The 21,495-nt window shown below is 60.6% G+C and carries 14 protein-coding genes and 5 pseudogenes; 12 read left to right on the top strand and 7 right to left on the bottom strand.

Going from position 1 to position 21,495, the window contains the following annotated elements:
- Nucleotide 1 precedes the first annotated feature (1 nt).
- The 4 genes from AB3X95_RS18660 to AB3X95_RS18675 all read left to right on the top strand — a co-directional run bounded on the left by AB3X95_RS18660 (nucleotide 2) and on the right by AB3X95_RS18675 (nucleotide 5,038).
- The gene (locus tag AB3X95_RS18660) at nucleotides 2-1,144 is read left to right on the top strand and encodes a hypothetical protein (protein WP_368622160.1); all 1,143 of its coding nucleotides are present in this window, start codon (nucleotides 2-4) and stop codon (nucleotides 1,142-1,144) included.
- Nucleotides 1,137-1,823: a phage tail protein gene (locus tag AB3X95_RS18665; protein WP_368622161.1), complete on the top strand. Its 687-nt coding sequence runs from the start codon at nucleotides 1,137-1,139 to the stop codon at nucleotides 1,821-1,823. Before AB3X95_RS18660 ends, AB3X95_RS18665 begins: the two co-directional genes overlap by 8 nt.
- A gap of 135 nt (nucleotides 1,824-1,958) precedes the next feature.
- Entirely contained in the window at nucleotides 1,959-2,852 is an 894-nt protein-coding gene (locus AB3X95_RS18670) for a hypothetical protein (RefSeq protein WP_368622162.1), read from the top strand.
- Nucleotides 2,853-2,887: 35 nt separating this feature from the next.
- Nucleotides 2,888-5,038, top strand: coding sequence for an AAA family ATPase (locus AB3X95_RS18675; RefSeq protein ID WP_368622163.1), 2,151 nt, complete (start codon nucleotides 2,888-2,890; stop codon nucleotides 5,036-5,038).
- 35 nt (nucleotides 5,039-5,073) lie between these two features.
- Here the strand turns inward: AB3X95_RS18675 and AB3X95_RS18680 are convergent, their stop codons facing one another.
- Complete coding sequence (locus AB3X95_RS18680) at nucleotides 5,074-5,754, bottom strand: glycoside hydrolase family 19 protein (RefSeq protein ID WP_368622164.1); 681 nt, start codon at nucleotides 5,752-5,754, stop codon at nucleotides 5,074-5,076.
- Between the two features lie 632 nt (nucleotides 5,755-6,386).
- Here AB3X95_RS18680 and AB3X95_RS18685 point away from each other — a divergent pair.
- The 3 genes from AB3X95_RS18685 (at nucleotide 6,387) to AB3X95_RS18695 (ending at nucleotide 8,877) form a co-directional block, all read left to right on the top strand.
- Nucleotides 6,387-7,748, top strand: coding sequence for a hypothetical protein (locus tag AB3X95_RS18685; RefSeq protein WP_368622165.1), 1,362 nt, complete (start codon nucleotides 6,387-6,389; stop codon nucleotides 7,746-7,748).
- A gap of 310 nt (nucleotides 7,749-8,058) precedes the next feature.
- On the top strand, nucleotides 8,059-8,439 hold the full coding sequence (locus AB3X95_RS18690) for a hypothetical protein (RefSeq protein WP_368622166.1): 381 nt from the start codon (nucleotides 8,059-8,061) through the stop codon (nucleotides 8,437-8,439).
- 180 nt (nucleotides 8,440-8,619) lie between these two features.
- Nucleotides 8,620-8,877 (top strand): hypothetical protein, encoded by a 258-nt coding sequence (locus AB3X95_RS18695; protein ID WP_368622167.1) that lies wholly within the window; start codon nucleotides 8,620-8,622, stop codon nucleotides 8,875-8,877.
- Between the two features lie 230 nt (nucleotides 8,878-9,107).
- On the opposite strand, the gene AB3X95_RS18700 is transcribed toward AB3X95_RS18695, so the two are convergent.
- The gene (locus AB3X95_RS18700) at nucleotides 9,108-9,359 is read right to left on the bottom strand and encodes a hypothetical protein (RefSeq protein WP_368622168.1); all 252 of its coding nucleotides are present in this window, start codon (nucleotides 9,357-9,359) and stop codon (nucleotides 9,108-9,110) included.
- A 90-nt stretch (nucleotides 9,360-9,449) separates the two neighbouring features.
- Nucleotides 9,450-10,220 (bottom strand): hypothetical protein, encoded by a 771-nt coding sequence (locus AB3X95_RS18705; RefSeq protein ID WP_368622169.1) that lies wholly within the window; start codon nucleotides 10,218-10,220, stop codon nucleotides 9,450-9,452.
- Nucleotides 10,221-11,787: 1,567 nt separating this feature from the next.
- On the opposite strand from AB3X95_RS18705, the gene AB3X95_RS18710 reads away from it, so the two are divergent.
- Complete coding sequence (locus AB3X95_RS18710) at nucleotides 11,788-11,946, top strand: peptidoglycan-binding protein (RefSeq protein ID WP_368622373.1); 159 nt, start codon at nucleotides 11,788-11,790, stop codon at nucleotides 11,944-11,946.
- Between the two features lie 217 nt (nucleotides 11,947-12,163).
- On the opposite strand, the pseudogene AB3X95_RS18715 reads toward AB3X95_RS18710, so the two are convergent.
- Together AB3X95_RS18715 and AB3X95_RS18720 are read right to left on the bottom strand one after the other, a co-directional pair.
- Nucleotides 12,164-12,814 (bottom strand): annotated as a pseudogene (locus AB3X95_RS18715) (ISNCY family transposase); the annotation flags it as partial.
- Between the two features lie 265 nt (nucleotides 12,815-13,079).
- Entirely contained in the window at nucleotides 13,080-14,615 is a 1,536-nt protein-coding gene (locus AB3X95_RS18720; protein ID WP_368622170.1) for a PHB depolymerase family esterase, read from the bottom strand.
- A 288-nt stretch (nucleotides 14,616-14,903) separates the two neighbouring features.
- Here AB3X95_RS18720 and AB3X95_RS18725 point away from each other — a divergent pair, with 288 nt between their 5' ends.
- Nucleotides 14,904-16,871: an alpha-amylase family glycosyl hydrolase gene (locus AB3X95_RS18725; RefSeq protein WP_368622171.1), complete on the top strand. Its 1,968-nt coding sequence runs from the start codon at nucleotides 14,904-14,906 to the stop codon at nucleotides 16,869-16,871.
- A 216-nt stretch (nucleotides 16,872-17,087) separates the two neighbouring features.
- Here the strand turns inward: AB3X95_RS18725 and AB3X95_RS18730 are convergent.
- Nucleotides 17,088-17,222, bottom strand: a pseudogene (locus tag AB3X95_RS18730) (sterol desaturase family protein); the annotation flags it as partial.
- 23 nt (nucleotides 17,223-17,245) lie between these two features.
- On the opposite strand from AB3X95_RS18730, the pseudogene AB3X95_RS18735 reads away from it, so the two are divergent.
- Together AB3X95_RS18735 and AB3X95_RS18740 are read left to right on the top strand one after the other, a co-directional pair.
- A pseudogene (locus AB3X95_RS18735) lies at nucleotides 17,246-17,397 on the top strand (LysR family transcriptional regulator); the annotation flags it as partial.
- 90 nt (nucleotides 17,398-17,487) lie between these two features.
- A pseudogene (locus AB3X95_RS18740) lies at nucleotides 17,488-18,708 on the top strand (IS1182 family transposase); the annotation flags it as partial.
- A 214-nt stretch (nucleotides 18,709-18,922) separates the two neighbouring features.
- Here the strand turns inward: AB3X95_RS18740 and AB3X95_RS18745 are convergent.
- Nucleotides 18,923-19,816, bottom strand: a complete 894-nt coding sequence (locus AB3X95_RS18745) for a molybdate ABC transporter substrate-binding protein (RefSeq protein WP_368622172.1) — start codon at nucleotides 19,814-19,816, stop codon at nucleotides 18,923-18,925.
- A gap of 970 nt (nucleotides 19,817-20,786) precedes the next feature.
- Here AB3X95_RS18745 and AB3X95_RS18750 point away from each other — a divergent pair.
- Nucleotides 20,787-21,164: pseudogene (locus AB3X95_RS18750) on the top strand (IS21 family transposase); the annotation flags it as partial.
- Nucleotides 21,165-21,495 lie beyond the last annotated feature (331 nt).

A 21,495-nucleotide genomic window follows, 5' to 3' on the forward strand; every position in this document is an offset into this window, starting at 1 on the left:
CATGTCCACGCCCGCAGTCGATACCGGTTTCAACGCGCCGAAAACGCCTATTGTCGTCGAGCGCGATTACGACACGCTCGTGCGTGAAGGCATGGCACTCGTGCCGGTGCACGCGCCCGAGTGGACCGACCACAATCCGTCCGATCCGGGCGTCACGCTGATCGAACTGCTCGCTTACTTCACCGATGCGCTGCTGTATCGCGTCGGCCGCGTCACGCCCGCCGCGAAGCTGCAATTCCTGCGGCTGCTGAAGGGCGCGCCGTCTCACGATATCGTGCCGCTCGTCACACAGCCCGACGGTGTGGTCGATCTCGCCCTCGAACTTTCGCGTGCCACCGGCGACGCGGTGAGCGCGCTCTCGCAGATGGAATGCGCGATCACACCCGCAGACTTCGAGCGCTTCGCCCGCGCGGCGGCGGCGCTTGAGTTGCCGGGTCGTGCGATCGGCGCGTGCTGCATGGCGAACGTCAATCTGGGCGGTGCGCGCGTGCGTGGAACCGACGCCACCAGGCAGGCACGCGGACACGTGAGCGTCGTGCTGGCGCTGCCTCCCGATGTGCCCGACGACGTCGCCAGCCACGTGCGCGAAAAAGTGAGCCGCGATCTCGCGTCGCGCTGCCTGTTGACGACGCGACTTTCGGTCGTCGCGCCCGCGGTACTGCATGTGTCGATCGCCTTCGCGGTGGCGCCGTTGCCAGGCATATCGCTTGAAGAGGCGCTGGCGACCATCGACGACATACTCGCGGGACGCTTTGGCAACGCGAAGGCGGTGAGCCTGGGCGGCACGCTCCCGCTCGCGTCGATCGCGAGGACAATCGATGCCGCGCCCGGGATCGACTATGTCGAGGGCGTCACCGTGCTCGATGCGACGAGCGACCCTGAACTGCAGGCGCGCGGCGTCGGCGTGCAGATAGGCGCAGTGGCGACGATCGGCGTCGACACCGTGCTCGGCGGCCCCGCGCATCTATCCGATGACGCGTTCGGGCGCTTCCTACGCGATAGCGGCGGCATGCTCGCTTCGGTGCTGCTCAAGCCTTGGGAGCAACTGCGGCTGACGGTGTCACGCGCACACGTTACGCTCATCGATGCCGGCGTGAACGATCACGCGCGCCGGATGCGTCATCGGGGAGGCGGTCATGAATGACACCGCTGGGCGCTTGCTGGCCGCGCTCCCCGCGATCTATCGCGCCACCGGCGGCGACCAGTTGCGCATGCTGCTCAGCGCGTTCGAGCGCATGCTGCTCGCGAGCGGCAACGCGGACGCCCCCGCCATCGCCGACGAGATCGACGCGATTCCGCGTCTTTTCGCACCGCTCGGCGTGAGGCCGAGCGCGTCCCGGCAAACCATCAACGGGCCCGCCAGCATCCAGAATGAAGCGCGGCCGCCCGCGCCGGATCGCTTCATGCCGTGGCTCGCGCAGTGGGTCGCGTTCACGCCGTATCGCTATTTCTCGGCAGATGAGCTGCGGCGTATCGTGGCCGGCATTGTGCCGCTTTACGGCAGACGTGGCACGCGCGATTACATGGAGAAGCTCCTTGCTCTGTGCTTCGGCGAGATCGGCGAGTCGTCGATCGACGAGAACCCGGTGCATGGTTTCGTCATCGGGCGTTCGCATCTCGGCGTGGATACGGAGCTCGCGGTGAGTGAGCCGTACCGGTTTCGCGTCGAGTTCCGCCTTCACGAGCGCGATTTAGCCCGGGCGCATGGCGCGCCGCATGATCTGGAAGAGCGCGTGCGCGCGGTGGTCGAATTTGCGCGACCCGCGCATACGGAATACGAGTTGGTGCTGACCCGCGGTCGGCGGGAACCGATGGCAGGCTGAGAGGTACATCAAATGCACAAGAAACAGTTCATCCACAAGAAACCGGCGTACTACCGGGGGCAACTACTGAACGAGGAAGACTTTCGCGACGAGCAGCGCTACCACGCGAACGCGCGCTATCGCCACAACCTCAATTTGCACGGCTGGGGCATAGTTCATGGGCTGGAAGTCAGGCATGCGGGCGGCAATGAGATCGTCGTATCACCGGGCTTCGCCGTGGACCAACTCGGGCATGAAATTGACCTGAGGCACGAGGAGAAGCTTCAGTTGCCGTCGAATGAAGCGAACGCGGTTCTCGTCGTGAGCCTTCACTATGAGGAAGACGACGTTGTTCCAGCCAGTGATGACGACGGCGAACGCAACACGCGCAAGTGCTATGGGGTGGTGACGGTAGAGCCGGGTGCGGTGGAGGCGGCGGTGATCCTCGCGACCATCGAGCTCGACGACAAGAGCCATGTGAGCGCGCACGCTATCAAGCCAACCAATCGTCGGCACATGAAAACGCTGCTCGCGCCCGGCTCCGTCACCGCCGAGTCCCTCGATACGCATCTCAAGCGCGGCTGGCTGCGGATGCCGTTTCGCCCGACGCCCCTGCCGGCAGACCAGGAAGGGGCACCGCCGCCATTTCGCGTCGGTCCGACCGAGGCGCGGGCGCATCGCGAGATCGATGAGAAGCCCAACACCAAAGGTGCAGCCGGCACGATGGCGATATCGCTCGCGCCAGGCGTCACGCGCGTGCTGCGCTTGCGCGTTGCCGGCGAAATCAACGATGCGCGCCTGTCGGTCGAACTGTTTCTCGGCGGATGGGATGCAAATGCGCGCAAGCACATTGCGAAGAGCCTCCTCAAAGAGGAGATCAGGAGCGGCCCTTATGACGAGACCTGGCACGTCAAGGAAGGCGACTTGCACCTGGAAACGTCGACGTTGTCGATCGAGATTCGCAGCGAAGCGTATGTGAGAGTCTCGCTCGTGGCAATCGAAGTGACATGTGATCCGTCGCTGTTGCATGTCGCTGCTGTCGCGGGGTGATGGCCGTGTCTTGCTACGAGTCTTCGCTAGAGCATGTGCTTGCGCGACTAGAGCAGATCGACCTCAAGATCCGCGCGCAAGTGGCGCGTTTTCGGTCCATGCAGCGGGAAGACGAGCAATTCCGCGGCCTCTATGTTTCGGAACAGCAGGTCGACGCGCTGCTTGCCGCGCCGCTCGCAATGCCCGCTTGGCTGCTGGACCCATCGCCCAATGCTGAGCATCACACAGCCGTCACGCGCCATATCGCCGAGCATGAAAGCGCGACGATCGAAGCTGGCACCGAACTGCGCCTTGCCAGGCTTGCGACGATCTTCTCGCTCGATCCACTCGATATCGATATCTTGCTGGTCTGCCTCGCGGCGGAGCTCGACACGCGGTACGAAAAGCTCTATGCGTATCTGCAGGACGACGTCACCCGCACGCGTCCGAGCATCGATCTGGTGCTTGCGCTTCTGGTTCCTGACCCGTTGCAGCGGATCGTCGCGCGGCAACATTTCCTCGCCGATGCGCCGTTGCGCCGCGCGCGGCTGATCGAAGTGTTCGAAGATGCGTCACGGCCGTTGCCGCCGTTCATCGGCAAGCTGCTGCGTACCGATGAGCGCATCGTGTCGTATTTGCTGGGGTCGAATGCACCGGATGCACGCATCGCGCCTTATCTGCGAAGCGAAGCGCCACGACACGGGCTGGACGAACTCGTGCTTCCGGCGTCGACACTACACGGCCTCAAGACGCTGGCGCATCAGAAGACTCATGACGTGGCCATCGCTGTGCATCTGCAAGGCCCGGCGGGCGCGGGCAAGCTCACGGTCGCTCGCGCGGTTTGCCGCGAACGCGGCGTGCCGTTCCTGTGTGTCGATGCGAGCCTGCTGCTCGCCGATGCGGACGTCAACCTCAATACGCAGTTCGCGCTGATCGCGCGTGAAGCGCGCCTCGCGGACGCGGTGCTCTACATCGACGGCTTCGATGCGCTGCTCGCGCATGAACAGCACCCCGCCTTGCGCGCGTGCCTCGCAGCAGTCGAAGAGGTCGCGTTGTCGTTCCTCGCGGGCGAGGCCTCGTGGCTACCGGGCAGTGCATTGCGCCGCGTGCGCTTCTTCGCCGTCCCGCTAGCACGGCCGGACATTGCGGAGCGCGCGCATCTGTGGCGCAAGACGGCGCAGGCGCACGGGGCCACACTTGATGCGCTCGATCTCGAGGGCGTCGCGACGAAGTTCCGCTTCACGCCAGGACAGATCGACGATTCATGGCGCTCGGCGATGAGTCTCGCGACATGGCGCACGAAAGATGTGAAGGGCGCAGACCGCGGGAGCGGAAACATCACGTCGAAGGATCTCTACGACGCGTGCCGACTCAATTCGAACCGCGCGCTCGCGGCGCTTGCGCAAAAGATCACGCCGCGTTTCACCTGGAAGGACATCGTGCTGCCCGCTGATCGCATCGCGCAGTTGCGTGAAATCTGCAATCACGTCAAATACCACAATCGCGTGTTCAACGAATGGGGCTTCGAGCAGAAGCTCGCATCGAGCAAGGGGCTGACGTTCCTGTTCGCAGGGCCATCGGGAACGGGCAAGACGATGGCGGCCGGCATCATTGCGAATGAGCTGGGGCTCGATCTGTACAAGATCGACCTGTCGCTCGTCATCAGCAAATTCATCGGCGAGACGGAGAAAAATCTCGCTCGCATCTTCGACGAAGCCGAGACCGCCAACGCGATCCTTTTCTTCGACGAAGCCGATTCGCTGTTCGGCAAGCGCAGCGACGTGAAGGATTCGCACGACCGTTACGCGAACATCGAAGTCGGCTACCTTCTGCAGCGGATCGAAGAATACCAGGGCATCGCGATTCTCGCGTCCAATTTTCGGCGCAACATGGACGAGGCGTTCGTGCGCCGCCTGCAATTCACCGTGGACTTTCCGCTGCCGACCGAGAGCGATCGGCATCGCATGTGGATTGCGATATTGCCGGAGCACACGCCGCGCGATCCGGACCTGGATCTCGCGCTGATGGCGCGCCGCTACAACCTCAGCGGCGGCAACATCCGCAACGTCGCGCTGGCCGCCGCATTTCTCGCCGCAGACGATGGCGACATGATCCGCATGAGTCATCTGATTTCAGCGACGCAGCGGGAGTATCAGAAGATGGGCAAGCTCGTCGGCGACGGTGCGTTCACTCATGCGTTGACATAGGCATGGTCATGAAGTCCGTCGCCGCCTCCAGGGAGTCATACGACGGCCATACCGCTCTGCTCGGTGCCTGGGATCGCGTTGAGGGCGTTGCTCGCAAGCTGGAACGCTTCCTGACGGCCCGTCTCGCCCGCATGCGCCGGATTGATTTGCGCTGTGATGGCGGAAAAATTGTTCGCGTCGGCGAGTTCGTTGCAGCCGTGCGATTGCCAGTACCACGCGGACACTAGCGCGGCAGTGGCGGCGTCACTGCGCACCATGTCCGGATTGCCGACGAGATCGACGCCGATCGCCTCACCCGCCCGCGCAAAGTTCTCCTTGAACGTCAACTGGATGAGTCCCGAGCCGCGATAGTTCCAGCCGTCGTTCGTCGCGGCGGGGCCGTTGCCATAGCGCTCGCCGTAGACGACGTTGGCGATCTGCTGCTGGCGCTCTGGCGGCACGTGTGTCTCGCCCGGCTGACGCCCGAGGCTCGCACATTGCCCGGGCGTGAGCGAGCGGAAAGTTGCCTGCAGGCCTTCTACCGAATAATTGAAATTCTCCGACACGGGCAGCGACGGGAACCGGCCGCTTTCGTACGCGACTTGCGCGAGAAACGCAGCCTGGCGCGCGGGCGTGTTGATCTCGAAACGCTCCATCGCGGCTTGCACCGCGTCGAGCCAGAGGTCGGCGCCAGCTTCGGAACTGCTTGTCGCAGCCATGAATGTGATCTTGTCCATGAAGGACTCCATTTCGTTAAGTTGGGATCGTAATTCACTGCACGAACAACGTGCATACGAGTGAACGAGGCAGGACCGCTTAGATTGAAGAGGCTTTGCCATGAGGCCACTGAAGAGCGAGATTTGGCGAGGTGCTGGTGTAATGCGTAGATCGTTTGCATTACCGACAAATCCTCGCGGGAGGCAGCCATCGCATAGAGATATATCCGGAATTCTCCGGTGCCCACACGAGCGCGGAGTCAAATGTCATATTCGACACGTTGACTTCATGAATGAAGATGAATCGTTGTAGAAGAATTCAAAATGATAGACCGAGAATCGATCAATAAGGCGCAGTTTGCAGTCATCGCGAGGCGCAATGAAGCACGCGCAATGAGTGGTGACAACTCGTTGTCGGCGAATGCGTCCATCGCGCGCGATGCGATGGACGGTCTGTCCTGCCGCATTGCCCACGCGTCGCGTAGGGGAGCGGATGCGGGTGCGATCAGCGGCCCGACGAAGGTCGACAGGGCGTGCGCGCAGCGCTCGCGGCTCAAACTGCAAAGGCAACACGGAAATCAGTTTGTCGGGCGAATGATCGGCCGTGCATCCAATGGTGATGGCCTCGCTTTCGCAGTGTCAGGAGCCGTGCCATGTCTACCGCAACACTCTCATTGCCAACCTCATCGACCGCGCGCAAACCCAGCCCGCTCGTCGAACGCCATCTCACCGGCTCGAGCCGCGCGGTCATGCTGAGCACGGGCCTCATCGGCATCAACGTTGGCGGCGCGGCATTCATGCATTACGTCGTGAATGCTACAGGCGCGTCGCTCAGGCTCGTCGTCTCGCTCGGGGCGCTTACGACCGTGATCTCCGGCACGCCGCTCATTGTCTTTCTGAGCCTGGTCTGGTTCACGCGCTATCGGGAGTTCCAAAACAGCCTGAAAGGCAGCGCGCTTTCGGCGTATCTGCAACGCTTTTGGTCGCAGCGCCTCATCTACGCCCTGGAGGATGGCGGCGCCTTGCAGGCGTCTCCGCCTGCGCCGCGCCCGGCTGCAGCGCAATGGCAGCGCATGGCCGACGAGCGCCTCGACATCTGCGAACGCCTGTTCGCTCGCATCTATCACGAACAATATGGGTTGGCGCCGTTCGTGCCCCCCGTATTCATTCTTCACGTGGTCGTCTATGCTGCGGCGGGGCTCGTCGGCACGAGCTTTTTCGATGGGCGACCGTGTGCCGCGAGCGAGACCGCCGGCTGCATCTACGGCATCAGCCAGCGCGTGCTGATGGCGTCGTTCGCGGGTTCGTTCATGTTCGTCGTGAGCGATTCCGTGCTCTCCATCCGCCGCAAGTCACTCAATGTCGCCGACGTCTACTGGTACGCGCTGCGCATTTTTCTCGCGATCCCACTCGCGCTGATCATCAACAACGTTACGCAATCCGATGGCGCGCGAGCCGCAATGGCCTTCGCGCTGGGTACCTTTCCGGTCGATGCGTTGCTAAAGCTGGTACGCCGCTTCGGCTTTCCACAGATCACCGAAACGGAGAAGAAGGATAACGCGCCCGACAAGCTGCTCACACTCGAAGGCGTGACGTTGCCGATCGTAGCGACATTTGAGGCCGAGGGCCTGAATTCGGTCGAACAGGTGGCCGCAGTTGATCCGGTGTTGCTCTCAATCCGTACGGGGATGCCGTTCCGCTACATGCTGCGCCTCGGTTCGCAGGCTATAGTGCGACGCCATTTCGGCGATGCTGCGACGAAGCTGATTCCGATCGGCCTCGCGGATGTCGTGCCGGTCTATCTGCTGGTGAAGGCGCTGGATTCGACGGCATCGAACGATCCGCCATGTGTCGCGCGTCCAGACATCGTGCTGAAGGATGCGGCGCAACGGCTCTTTCCGGATATCGTCGACGAACAGCGCATGGCTGTGATCGACATGAAGTTCCGGCAGATTGCCGCGGAGGAATATACGCTAATGCTCGCCCGAATCACGCCACTGGATCCATCGCTTTGATTGCAACTATCGTTGTATGTGTCGTGCCACGCCATAGCTAAAAAGTACTTGATCGCGTCGTATTCCGAAATAACGTTGCGTGTGTGGAAAGCTCATCTTTAAGTTCGGAAACAAGATTGAGTCCGCACTATGCAAAATGTCGATTCGTAACTCGTTAACGTAATGACGATTAGATGGTTTCTCTATCGTCAAAAATAATCGCATTCCAAAATACAAGCAAATTACGGATGCGAGTGCTTGTGCGGTTTAATCCGGTCAATCTGCCATGTGCAGCGTGACTCATTGCAACATAGGAAAATTGGAGGTTGATATGAGTGCATTTTCTGATCGTTGGGCCCAGTGCATGCAAGGCAGTGGATTCCCTGTTCCAACCGTCCAGGACGCAAACGAGGCACTAGAATTCTTGGACAAACTTCACAATGCCTTGGAAAATTCTGGTGGTGCGGATGTGACCATCGGCGCGCTATTGGCCGCGGGTGCAGTCACCGGGGTCGATGAGGCGGCTCTGGCAACGCTCGGCGAGGTAGCGACGGTCGCGGTTGGGGTCTACATCGGCGCGTGTGTTGCCTGCATGGGCTCGGTAGCATTCGACGATCTAAAGGGACTTTTTGCGAGCAATGCGGTTCCTGATTTCGTGGTAGCTCAACTGAATAGTCAAGGCGTCGATCTCGGAGGGACGGTCACCGCTTAACTGGCTGTTTTCAGAGGCAGTTGATCATGCGCTGAAGCACTCGCCAGAAATGTAAGCGTCAGTCGGGTTTAAAGAGTGCTTCAGCAATGCCGATACAACGTTCGGCACGTGCGAACCGCCGCATTCCGCAAGTCGCCGTTCGGACGGGTCTCCATCCGAACATCGTGTCAAGGATCAGTCATGGCCAGCACAATTCACTTTAGTCTGCTTAACAACCAGATGACGGATGTCACCGTGAACGCGTGGGACGATCGCACAGGCCTGCAAGTGGCCAGTAATGTGCCGATTAACATCGACGAGAGTTTCGGTATTGATATCGCCGCGGATTCAGACGCTACCGGCTCGTCACACTGGGTGTTCGCCAGCAGTGACGGCAGCGTCAACAGCAACAAGCAACAGAGCGATATTCACGATGGCGATGTGTGTATGCTCGGGTGAGTGCGAAACGGTCTATCAAACTGGAATGAAACCCGTGTACAGGTGACAGAAGCAATGCCGGCCCGCGGGTTTCCGGAAAGAGCTGCGTCGGCGTGATTCCAATCTGAATGGGACCATGTCGCATATTTGACAGGGAGGCCTGCCGGGAATTGGGTTTGGCGGAATGGGTGCTGACTTGTCCGCTGCGTGACGGTGCGAAACCAGTCAACCCGAAGGACTTTCGTGCTCACTCACGCTGCACGGCGCTCTGCATTGAACTGTGGCCTGTCCGGTAGCGCGTGGAAGACTCTCCAGCAGCCGTCGTCATGTCGAAAGAAGAACAGCGCATGCGAGTTCATCGGATGACTGGTTTCGACACACACATAGCGCCTTCTGTCCGAAGAAGTCCGGCTGAAGCGAACGACGTGCACGCTTCGTGTCGTAGTCGGTGCGAGCCATTTGTCGACCTGATAGCGCAGGGACTGCTCTTCAACGGTTTTCATCCGAAGCCTCGTTTTCGGTATGGTGGGCCGCGAGAGGCCCGTTACACGCTCCCAAACGCCGCGCACATCCAGTTGCGGCGACGTTGCGTGTCACTCGTGCGCATCGAGTGCAAGCAGATTCAGGACGATCAGAATGACGGGCCGGTTCTCGGAAACGATCTCGATGCCTAACGTATCTCTCATCCAACTGCCGATTTTTGTATTGGCGAAGTCATCGGGACTCGCCGACTTCTTCATCGTCACGCCGAGCTTTCGCGCGTGATAGTGATAGGACGGCAGGCGATGCTGATCCGCGATGGCCTTGAGCCCCCCTTTGACGCCGCAATATGCCCCCAGGCTGGCCACAAGAATGAGTCGGTCCGCTTGATCTAGTGAGAAGAAGAATGCGCGAGCTGCCTGCCGCGTTCGCGATTCATTGAGTCCGTACTCCGCAAGAACTGATTCGACCGGATCGGCGAGCGATAGCGCATGGGTATCGAGTTCGGCGGAAACGCCTTCGATCTCGATCGAGATGTTGCGCCGGTGTCTCGCACTGCGTAGACAGTCAATCAGGTAACGCCGGAAATAAGCGCAGATCGCGTAGGCGTTGAAGGGGGCGCTCATCGTAGGCTCATACGGTACGTCCTGATCGGCATCCAGTCTCAGCACGCGCGAAAAGATGAACTGGGCGATGAGTTCGTCTTTGTCTTCGGAGAGCGCCCGCAATTCGGACGGGTGGTATCCACGCAACGCACGCCGTATGAGGGTGTAGATGCAGCCCATCTCTATGCCGGAAAGACTGGTGCGCCGATGCCACAGATCAATTAGGGTCGCGGCATCGTCATCGATCCCGGCGCCTTCGGGGTAGCTCACCGCGGCCATGACGTTCTCCGGCAAATATCAGCGAAGCGCCTGTCGGCAAACAACTGGGCGGCTTGGAACTGCGTAAGGAAGGTCATGGCGTGGCCCTGTTCGAGTCGATCCATTTGCGTTCAGCTTGCCGATCCATTGCGCACCCCTGGCAAGCCATGTGTTCCGACACGGACGCACGATAGAGTGAGCGCACCGTTCGAGACGCTCACAGAGTAGAAGTCCGGACATCGCGCGCCAATCGACCAAACGAACTACATCCGAGGTCGTAGAGGGCCGACCGGGGTGGAGATGAGGGGCGTCCAATCCCATTGAACGCGAATTGGTCGAGGGAATTGCACCGGGCGGCCTAAGCCGCTCATGCGTGTCCGCGGAACGGCGCATCCTGAAGCGCGTAAGGGGAATCTCGTTGTCGATCCGGTCAGACAGACGACGGAACTAAAAAAAGCAGGCCGCTCTTTCGATTTTCTGGCTGTACGTTCCACGTGTGCCCCCCTTTCTAACGAGGGTGATCGTGATTATTTACCGGTGGCGAACCGGTGAAGACGCTGCAGTTCACGAAAGGGCCGCGGTCACACGGATCTGAGGCAATTGAATCCTGGCAGTGGAGGTTCCTATGAGTTCCGCGTCTTCAGTGGAAGGAAAGAACGGCGACGCGCCAGACGGCGAGATTCCGAACTCGAATTTAAAGAACGACGTCGCCCGCTGCGAGATGGGCATCTCGCTCGCAGCGCGCACTGGTTTGCAAATTCCTCAATTCATGCTCCGCGCCGTCTGGCCCGCGCGCGCAGGACTCGAAGCCGCCAAGGCCAGACCGAGAACAGCATCTGCCTTCTATAACGCGATGACGCATACGCCTTATCCGAACGCGAAAATGGCGGATGAGCTGGGGCATCGTGCGGATGTTGTGTCGCATGCGGGACTTACCGGAAAGCCGACCTCAAGGTGCGATATCGAGGCGCTGTCCGTCGCACGCCAAGCGGAGAATAATTTCACGCGGTCCGCCACGATCGAGGTACCGTTCTACGATGCGACGAGCCGGATTACGCATGCGGTCGCGCCCGTCGTCGGGGCGACTGTAGGCGCGCACGGAGCAACCAGAACCTACTCGATCGCCGCGGCGGCGGTCACGCTGGTCGTACTTAGTGCTTGCGCAAGCACGCCGCTGGGACCGACGGTTCAAGTCATGCCGGGTTCCGCCGTACCGTTCCGGGCGTTCCAGCAGAACCAGGAGGAATGCAAGCAGTACGCGCAATCCGAGGTCGCCGGTCAAGCGGAATCAGCGAATAGGGCTGCGGTGGGCTCTGCACTTCTCGGGGTTGCTTTAGGTACAGCGCTTGGAGCGGCAGCGGGCGACAGCCAGGGGGCAGGGGTCGGCGCAGCCGTAGGCGGGGTGGCTGGCACGGGTGCCGGTGCGACCAGCTCGCAAATTGCGCAGGTGTCGATTCAAGACCAATACAACAATGCCTACATGCAATGCATGTACGCCAAGGGGAACCAGATACCCGGCGCGTCAGCACCGCAGGCCAACGCTATGCCGCCCGCTCCCCTCGAGACATCTGCCATGACTGTGGCACAAATGCAGGCGAAGCTAAATGCGTTGGGCTTTCCGGTTGGCACTCCCGATGGGCACATGGGCAGTCGCACACGCCGGGCATTGAAGTATTTCCAGAAATCAGTAGGTCTTCCGCAAACCGGGGAGCCCGATTCGGCGACCGTCGCAGCGTTGAGTCAGTGACGTGCATCGGACCTCGGCCGCGTGGCGTGCCGATCACGCAGAATAGTCCGGTATCGAAGTTCACCGGATCCAGAAAATCGATTGCCCGGTTGCCTATCGCATAGTTGCCGGCGAGATTGTTGCTCACCGCATTCATGTCCGCCAAGTTGTTCACGAGCTGATAAGTGGTGACCTGCGTCACCAAGCCACTAAAAGGTGCAGCCATCCAGGAATGATCGTAGAAGACGCTGGCCTTGTCGCTGTAGAACGCCACCGGCTTGCCGTGCGCGCCCAGATACTTCGACAGTGCCTCGAAATAGCTGAAGGTCGACTCCGTCGCCGTGAAGTGCAGCGTCATCAGCCGTCCGGTCGCGTCGTCGATGAAGACCAGCAGCGTGCAGGCGGGCGCCCGGTCCTCGAACCAGCGGTGATCGCTGCCGTCGATCTGGATCAGTTGACCGAGGCACGCGCGGCGGTTACGCGGCTGGTACACCTTCGGCGGGCGATCCTTGCGCGGCACCCACAGTCCCGCGGCAATCATCAGCGTGCGCACCGTTTCGACCGCCAGTTCGATGCCATGACATTCCCGCAGCTTCTCGCGCGCCAAGGTCGGCCCGAAATCCGCATAGCGTTCGCGGATCAGCGCCAGCGCCCGCTGCGCCTTGCCAGCAGGCAGCTGGTGGTTGCCTGCACGCCCACGCTTGCCTGACACCAGCCCGGCCACGCCGGCCGCGTCGTAACGCAGCACCAGCCGTTCGATCTGGCGCACGCTCAACCCCAGGCGTTCGGCGGCCTGGCCCGGCTTGAGCCGGGCCTCGGTCACGGCCCGAATAACCTTCAGCCGATCGATCTCACGCATCGTCATCGTGATCGTCCCGGTCGCGTTCATCGCCGGCTCCCTGAGCGGATGTCCGGCAGTCAAATTACCCAGAACACGACATTTCTATTTAGCGGAAACCCGACATTTCTATTTGGGACCTACAGAATTGATGTTGATAAATTACATTATGTCAAATCATATGGCGGTCGATCGCACGACGCTCTCAGATCGGGTAAAGCCGATCAGCAGTAGTCTGATCCGAACAAAAGGAAAACGGGCGTTGCAGTTCCGTTCGGTTCCGTTCCATTCCAGGGGATTCCAATCTTCCCACGCTCTAAGGGCAAGTCTGATCAGTAGGAATGCCAGCCTTCGTCACCGCATGAGCCGCGAGAATGCTGAAGTACGGATCGCACTTTGGCGGCGGGGACGCGGTCATCACCATCACAGGGGCTGACTGTTGCGACTCGCGCCCGGTGGTGTCGACACTCCTGATCACATAGAAGTAGGTAGTATCGGCCGCGGTCGTGGTGTCCACAAAGACCCCGCCCGCCACAGGGCCCGCGCTATTTACCTTCACGAACGGACCGTCCGCCGACCTGCCCCGGTAAACATTGGTGGCGACGGCATTCGCTATGTTTCCCCACCTGAGTGCAACCCGCCTGTCAGTGAAATCCGTTAGCGCGAGCGCGCCTCCTGTCTGTTGTGTCTGCCAGCCGCTATATCCGCCTGACAACCGGTCGAGCATCCTTTTGATCGCTGCGATCTGCAAGCCGGCTTTGGTTGCATACACGCCCTCCGTATCGGTCTGCTCGTTATATCCCCACCAGTCCCAGCAGCCTGGGGAATTGTTCACGAAGGGGTCGTCAAACGAAGGACTTGATGCCGTCTGCGGATAGAGCACGATAAGGTGGTTTGCATCCGCCCACTCGTTATATCCCGCATATTGCGCAAAGCGACCGCCGATCGTGTCGGCGTTCTGGCTGCATCCGTGCAGCGCGACGTGCACCCGGCAAGGCTGCATCGCCGCGCAGGTAGCCGGCACATATACATAGCCGGTCGCGCCCATCGAAATTGCGGCGGCATCCTGGCGCCCGAGGCTGTCGAGCGCGAACTCATCCTGCGTGAACGTCAGCAGTTCTCCGTGCGGCGTTGCGGTCCTGCTGTGCAGGTTGCCAAGAAGATGCTGCAATAGGACACCGGCTGCATCGTAACCACAGTTCTTGATGTATTCATTGCCGGTGACACTGCAATCGCAGTTTTGCAGCGGCGGAGGCCCACCCGTACCGGTCGGACAGGAACCGATGATCTGAGCATGCCCCGAACGCAGATTGTCTTTGTAGAACACCTGCGTGCCAGCATAGTGAGCATAAAAATCATAGAGAGCATCGGTCACGGGTTTCTTCACGACACCGTCGTTGTAACCATGGAAAATCCAGACTCTCTGACGCGCGAGATTCTCGACGGGATCGATCTCGCCTCTCGTAGAAAGCGTTTGCACATGACGTATGAAACCGGCGGCATCAGCGGATGTGATCGGAATCACAGGATAGCCCGGATCGCCCTGCATGCAATGAGCGATCACTCTCCTAATCGTTAGATCGCGGTTCAGGAATGTTCCCGCGCAGAAGTATGGGCCGCCCGCCGTGGCCCCAACGCCCTTGACAATTGACGAATACGAAACGGCAAATTGCACTGCCATATTGGCGCCGGATGAAATCCCGGAGACCGTGGTCTCATCCAGCTTGACGTCATACGCCTTGAGTGACTGGGCTTGCGCGGCGGTTGTCCAGCACGCAATCAGCGGCGCCAGAATGCAGCATGCGGCGATAGCCAGACGAACTACCTTGGCTCGTGCGTTTTCGTTCTTCATCACGGGCCTCCTCGTTTCTTGGTGCAGGCTTCCCTTGCATGGAAGCCATGGCTGTCAGCGTAGTCGATGCACCGCATCGCACACGACAACTTGTGCAAGCGGTGGCGAGAAACGACGCGTTCGCCAAGTGCAAGCAGTGGACCGCGCACACTGAAGGGGCATGCGGATGACGAACGGCAATTAGCCGACGGGCGGCCCCAGTTTCATCGATCAGGATGCTGACAAATCTGCGCGGACGCCAGCCGATTTCCTATACTGCATCGACTGGCCCCCTACCTTGGAGCGAACATGAGCGTGATGAAAGGTCGTGTCGGGCGCACGAGTCCGATGGGCGCATCGCTTATGACGGATGGCACCGGCTTTCGCACATGGGCGCCCAACGCAACGGCCGTGTTCGTCGTGGCGGGTGCGGCGCTCGAACCGACGCTCGCGCAAGCAGGCTGGCAGCCCGCGTCGGATGACGCAATGGAGCCGCTCGGCGATGGAACGTGGGGCGGCTTGCTGCTGTCGATCAAGGAAGGTGACCCTTACCTGTTCTACGTCGAAGGTGTGGGCGGCAGCGGATGGAAACGCGATCCCTTCGCGCGCGAACTCAGCTTTGCTCCAGCCTATCCGGCTTCCTGGTGCCTCGTGCGCGATCCGGCGACTTATCCGTGGCATGACAGCGCGTGGCAACCTCCCTCCTTGCGCGAGTTGATCGTCTACCAGTTGCATGTCGGCACATGGTGGGCGGAAGACGAGCAAGGCAATGACGTGCGCGCCGTACGCAGCGGTACGTTCCTCGATGTTGTGGCGAACCTCGACTACCTGATCGCCCTCGGCATCAACGCCATCCAGCTACTACCGATCCAGGAGTTCGAAACGGGTTATAGCCTAGGGTACAACGGCACGGACCCGTATTCCCCCGAAATTCCCTATTGTGTTTCACCCGACGACCTGCGCTGGCGGCTTGCCGAAATCAACGCGATGCTCGCCGGTAAAGGTCAGCCAGCGCTGACGCAAACGGACCTGACACCGGGAATCAACCAGCTCAAATGCCTCATCGATCTGTGCCATTTGGAGGGCATCGCTGTGATTCTCGACCAGGTGTATAACCACGCGTTCGGCCACGATAGCCGGGGCATGTTCGACCCCAGAAGTATCTGGTTCTACGACTGCCAGCAAGGTCCTGATCCCAATCGAAGTCTCTACTTTACTGACCAGACATGGATAGGACCGATCTTCGCCTATTGGCAAGACGGGGTCTGTCAGTTCCTGATCGACAATGCGCGGTTCTATCTGACCGAGTATCACGTCGACGGCCTTCGTTATGACGAAGTCAGTGCGATTGTGAATCATGGCGGTGAAACGTTCGCGCAACACCTGAGCGAAACCGTGCGCGCGACGCGACGCTCGGTGGTGCAGATTGCGGAGTACTGGAACGGCGATCGGCCACGCGCGGTCGAGCCGCCTCCTGGCGGCTTGGGCTTCGACGTCGAACTCGCGGACGGCATGCGAGACAGTGTGCGTGCACTGCTCAAACAGAGCAGTTACGGTTTGTCGGCGAGCCTCGACCTGTCCGCAGTCGCAGACGCCTCGATGGCGACACCCGTCGAGGCATGGAAGCTCAACACGTGCCTCGAAAATCACGATCTGACCTACGCCGGCCATGTCGGCGCAGCGCGGCTGCCGTTTCTCGCGGATTCGAGCGACCGTCGCTCGTGGTATGCACGTAGCCGCGTACGCGCGGCCACGACGCTACTGCTTTGCGCGCCGGGCATTCCACTGTTGTTCATGGGCCAGGAGTGCCTGGAAGACAAGAACTGGAGCGACGACCGCAGCACTAACGGACTGATCTACTGGGCGGGACTGACGGCGGCGGACCCGTCGATGCGCGATTTTCTGCGTTGCTCGACGGATCTCGTACACTTGCGGCTCGCGTTGCAGGCACTATGCTCCACAAGCGTGCGCGTATCCCGCGCGAACGATTTCGACCGCGTGCTGGTCATGCATCGCTGGATCGAAGGTGTCGGCAGCGACGTGATCGTCGTGGTGAGCTTCGACGAACTCCCCAAGCATGCATATCAGATCGGACTGCCGACGGCAGGGACGTGGCGCGAAGTGTTCAATAGCGACGTCTACGACGGCTATCCGAATCCCTCACCGGTTGGCAATGGTGGCAGTGTCGACGCATCTGGGCCGCCATTGGATGGTTTCGTGGCATCCGCATGGCTCGAGGTGCCCGCGACCGGCTCACTCGTTTTCGCGAGGGGCTGATCCCGACCGTCGACTGCCTGACAGCTTGGGTTAGCGTGGTTTGCAGGGAATTGGTCAAGCCAAGAGCTCAAAAACGGAAACGACATCTTCGATTGCTTGAGACCATGTCGCAGCTCAGTTTCCGAGCGCGTTCCCCGCGGCAAAGCTGTTTTCAACACGCGTAAGGGTCCTGCGTCCGCTGAACTGAAGTGCCCTCGATTTGCGCCTGGCGATGCCCTACCCCGGAAGGGCCCCCGTCGTACCGGGTTGTTTGCTTTTGCGGCGCAGTTCTTCCATCGTTTCGCCTCCGCCGTCCGGCAGCCAGCCCGGCGGCTGAATTACGTGATTGATCGCGATCCACGGGCTCTTCGCCTTCGCGAATCAGCGTGGTCCACGTGCCCGCCGCCATCTGCGTAAACGACCCGGAAATAGAAACTCAGGCGGTGCTATCTGGTTTCGGCATCGGGCAATTGGGTAGCTTCAGCGCAACAGTCATATCCGAAGCGGCCGACTGATTCCGTTGCTGAACCGGCACGTCAGCGAGTACACCCTCTACGGTCCACCGGGACATCGACGTTGGTGTCCGCCATCGAGTGAAAACCGGACGACAAGATTAATCAGTCTTCGTGCAATAATCCATCCTGGCGTGATGCTGAAGATCTATATCTACGGCTATCTGAACCGGATACCGTCGAGCCGGAGACTTGAGCGCGAATGCCAACGCAATGTTGAGCTGATGTGGCTGACAGGACGGCTCGCTCCGGACTTCAAGTCGATCGCGGACTTCCGCCGTGACAGCGGCGCGGCGATCCGCAACGTATGCCGGCGTTTCGTCGAACCGTGTCGCGGGCTCGAGCTGCCATCCAGTGACATGGTGGCTATCGACGGTAGCAAGTTCAAGGCATCAAACACCCGCGACAGGAACTACACGGCAAGCAAGATCGACAAGCGCCAGAAGCAGATCGAGGAAAGCGTGCAGCGATATCTCGATCTGATTGAAAAGGCTCTACGAGATGATCGCCGTGCTGCGCCAGCAGATGCGTGAGCTCAAGCAGATCGGCATGCAACTGGAAGAGCAGCCGGACAAGCAGTTGTCGCTGACGGATCCAGACGCACGCTCGATGGCAACGAGTGGATGAGGCTCCGGCATAGTGGGCTACAACGTCCAGGCAGCAGTTGATACGAAACATCATCTGATCGTTGAACACTAAGTAACCAATGTCGGCAACGATCATGGACACTCAGCTAAATGGCGATATTCGCGAAGCGCGCGATGGGCAGATCGAAGCTGAAGGTTGTTGCGGACCGCGGTTACTTCAGCGGGCCGGAGATAAGGGCATGCGATCTGAATGGCATCAGCGTGTATGTTCCCAAGCCGCTCACGTCGGCATCCCGGAAAAAAGGTCTGTTTACGAAGGCCGACTATATCTACGTAGCGAAAAGCGACACGTATCGATGCCCTGCTGGCGAGCGGGCGATCCATCGATTCACGACTGTCGAGCATGACCTGAATCTGCGAGTCTACTGGCCCAGCGCCTGCCCACGTTGCCACCTCAAGGAACGATGTTCACCGTCTGACTATCGTCGAATTCGGCGATGGGAGTACGAGAATGCGCTTGAAGTGATGCAGCGTCGGCTCGACCGGAAACCTGACGCCATGACCATCCGCAGAAGTACCGTTGAGCATGTCTTCGGCACGCTCAAGCACTGGATGGGCCCCGCACACTTCCTGACCAGGACGCTCAGGCGGGTGAGTACGGAGATGAGCCTTCAGGTGTTGGCTTACAACGTCAAGCGGGTCATGAACATATTCGGCGTTCAGGGAACATTGAAGGCTATGAAGATGGTCGAAAGCTAAAGCCCTGAGAGGCCTTGTTGCGCACGCGACGGTCGATCGGTGCAAGCTGTCCGGGCCGAACGAGATTGACCTGATCGGCAATCGCTCGCCTAGCCGTGAAAAACCGGTTTCCACACAAGCTGGGTCGGGTTGCGCCATCCGCATCATGCAGCACCCGCCATCCTATGGCGGCAGCCCCTTCAGTGCTGGCCAATCGGCAGCGCTGCAGCTTCGCTCAGTTCGCAGGTGCTGCCGTGAGCGGTTCGAGCCCGGTCCTCGAAATTGCCGGTGCCGCCTCGGGCGACGACAGAAAACGAATCAACGCCTCCGCGCCGGCTGGATTCTTCGCCGTAGTGGCGATGCCTCCATTGAACACTTCGTACCTTTGTACTTCCGCGGGCAAACTGCCGATCACCGTCACGCCCTTCACCGGTAACAGTTCCACGACCTGCTGAAGACCAAACTCAGCTTCGCCGTTCGCGACGACAATGGCGACCCGCTCGTCCGGAACCATGCGGCTCTTGCTTTTTACTCGCTCCTCAATGCCAAGACGCGAAAACAGTTCGCTGCCGATATAGACTCCGGTCGCGCTGTCCGGATAGGCGATCGACTTCGCTGCAAGCAGCGTGCGGCGCAATGCTTCGACAGAGCTGATGTCCGGTTTTGGTGCACCCTCACGAACCACCATGCCGATCGGCGAGCGTGCGAAGTCCACCCTGCTGCCAGGCACCACCGTGCCGGAGTTAATCTGCTCGTCGAGCGCATAGCCGACCACGATTAGCACGTCGGCCGACTCGCCACGCGCTAGCCGCACGGGGATGGCATTCACGGCCGTGCCCACCGCGGGCCCCCAGACGGTGATCAGTGTATCGCCGGTCGTCTCCTCGAATTGCGCGCCCAGTTCGCGATACGCTGGCCCAAACCAGCCCGAAATCATTACCTTGACTTCGCCTGCCGATGCCGCACCGCAGCCCAGTAACGCGAGCACTACCCAGAACGCGAGTGTGCGAATCCTCAGCTTTTGGATAGTCACGGCTCCGCCCCATCTTGATCGGCCGACCCAGCCCGGGCATGCATCGAGTCCTGCTGTTAGACATGACTTTATCCCGCCGCGCGGCACTGCGCGCATCCTCCCGGGTCTTTACCGGCCAGGCGCCACCTCCAGACCAACGGATGTTTCATCCGGTCGCGCACCGGTGCAGCGACGCTCGATTACCTGACGTGGAAGTTCAATCCTCTCGCCGAGATGCCGGGGGCTTGGGCTTACGCCGGCTGGCGCAATAACCGCAGGGCGAGTCGCTGCAATGGCTTGAAAAGCAAAAGTGCCGCCGAATGCATTCGGTGTGAATGGCGATCGAAATCCGACAGTAAATGGCGGCGTCGAGCAGCCACGCGACGCGATTGCTGTTCAACCTGGCGACTCTGGGACGTTTCGTGAGGCTCAGTTTCGGGTGCGTCGGAGGGAGCCCGTAGGGCGAGCGCAGACGTACCGGGGATGTGCAGTTCGCCAGGGGGATGACGCGGGAATCGGGATGCGGTAGAAGAACGACTACAACTGACCGCCGAAGAAGCAGGCCCGACACCGGTCCTAACCGCCAAGTTCATTCCAGTGTCGAGCCCCACACGCGCACAACGGGGTACGGGTGCCGGGCCCAGTATGGCACGGCTGATCCGCCTCGTCGATACCGCTTCGGCATTGACGGGGACTACCGATGCCGGCCGCTGGCCGCCTCTTTCTGTGCGCCCGCTGCCGGGCGCAGGTCGTCGTGTGCCGCCGTTGCGATCGCGGCCAGGTTTACTGCGGTGGCGACTGCTCACAGGCCGCGCGCCGCGCCCGCCTGCGCGAGGCGGGCCAACGCTATCAGCTCAGTCATCGCGGCCGCTTTGCGTATGCCGAACGGATGCGTCGCTATCGCCAGCGACTCAATAAAGTGACGCATCAGCGTTCCCCGACACCGGTCGCCGATGCTCTACTGCCACTGACTTCGACGACGGCCACAGCATCGATATCCACTGTCGCCGTGCCCGGATCGACACCTTGCCACTTCTGTCGCCGCATCTGTTCGGGCCTCGTCCGCATCGGGCCAGTGCCCGTCCAGCGCGCGCTCGCCCAAGCCGGCCTTCCCAGGATTGGCGCGGTGCATCGAGCCTCGCAGATCGATGCTTACCTGCCGTTCATCCACGAGACGCTGAAGAAGTTTCCCTCGCTCACGGCTAGTCGCCCGTATGCGATGGGTTACCGGGGCAGTCATCACCACTTCCGGCATCTGATCTCACTGCACCGGCCACGCCCGATACCTGAGGCTTACCTGCGTCTGCGCACACTTGCCGGTGAACAGGCGCAGGTCGACTGGGCCAGCTTCGGTCACCTGCAGATCGGCCGGGCACGCCGGCCATTGATGGCCTTCGTGATGGTGCTGTCATGGTCACGGCAGATCTATCTGCGCTTCTTCCTCGATGCCCGTGTGGACAGTTTCCCGATCTAGCGTTAGTGCTTCCAGATTCAGATGCGAAGCGCTGATCAAAATAGCCCACCTGAACGGGGAAAACGAGAGTCCAAGCGCTGCTTGCCCTAGGTATAAGTGTCTCTGATGAGATTGCGCGCGAGCCACTCCGTGGTGAATACTCCACTGATCAGGTTGCGGTTGGAACAGACTGGCAGACGACCGCGGCGCCAGCATGCAGGAATTCCTGAATCCCGATCCTGCCGCATGCAGCTTATGCATAGCCGGTGTCCCCGCCGCGCACTAGCTCGATCGCATCACGCCGATCAGTCTTCACGCGCTCGCCGGGCTTTCGGGGAATGAT

Origin of the sequence: Paraburkholderia sp. BR13444 (assembly GCF_040948755.1) — a bacterium.
GTDB classification, from domain to species: domain Bacteria; phylum Pseudomonadota; class Gammaproteobacteria; order Burkholderiales; family Burkholderiaceae; genus Paraburkholderia; species Paraburkholderia youngii.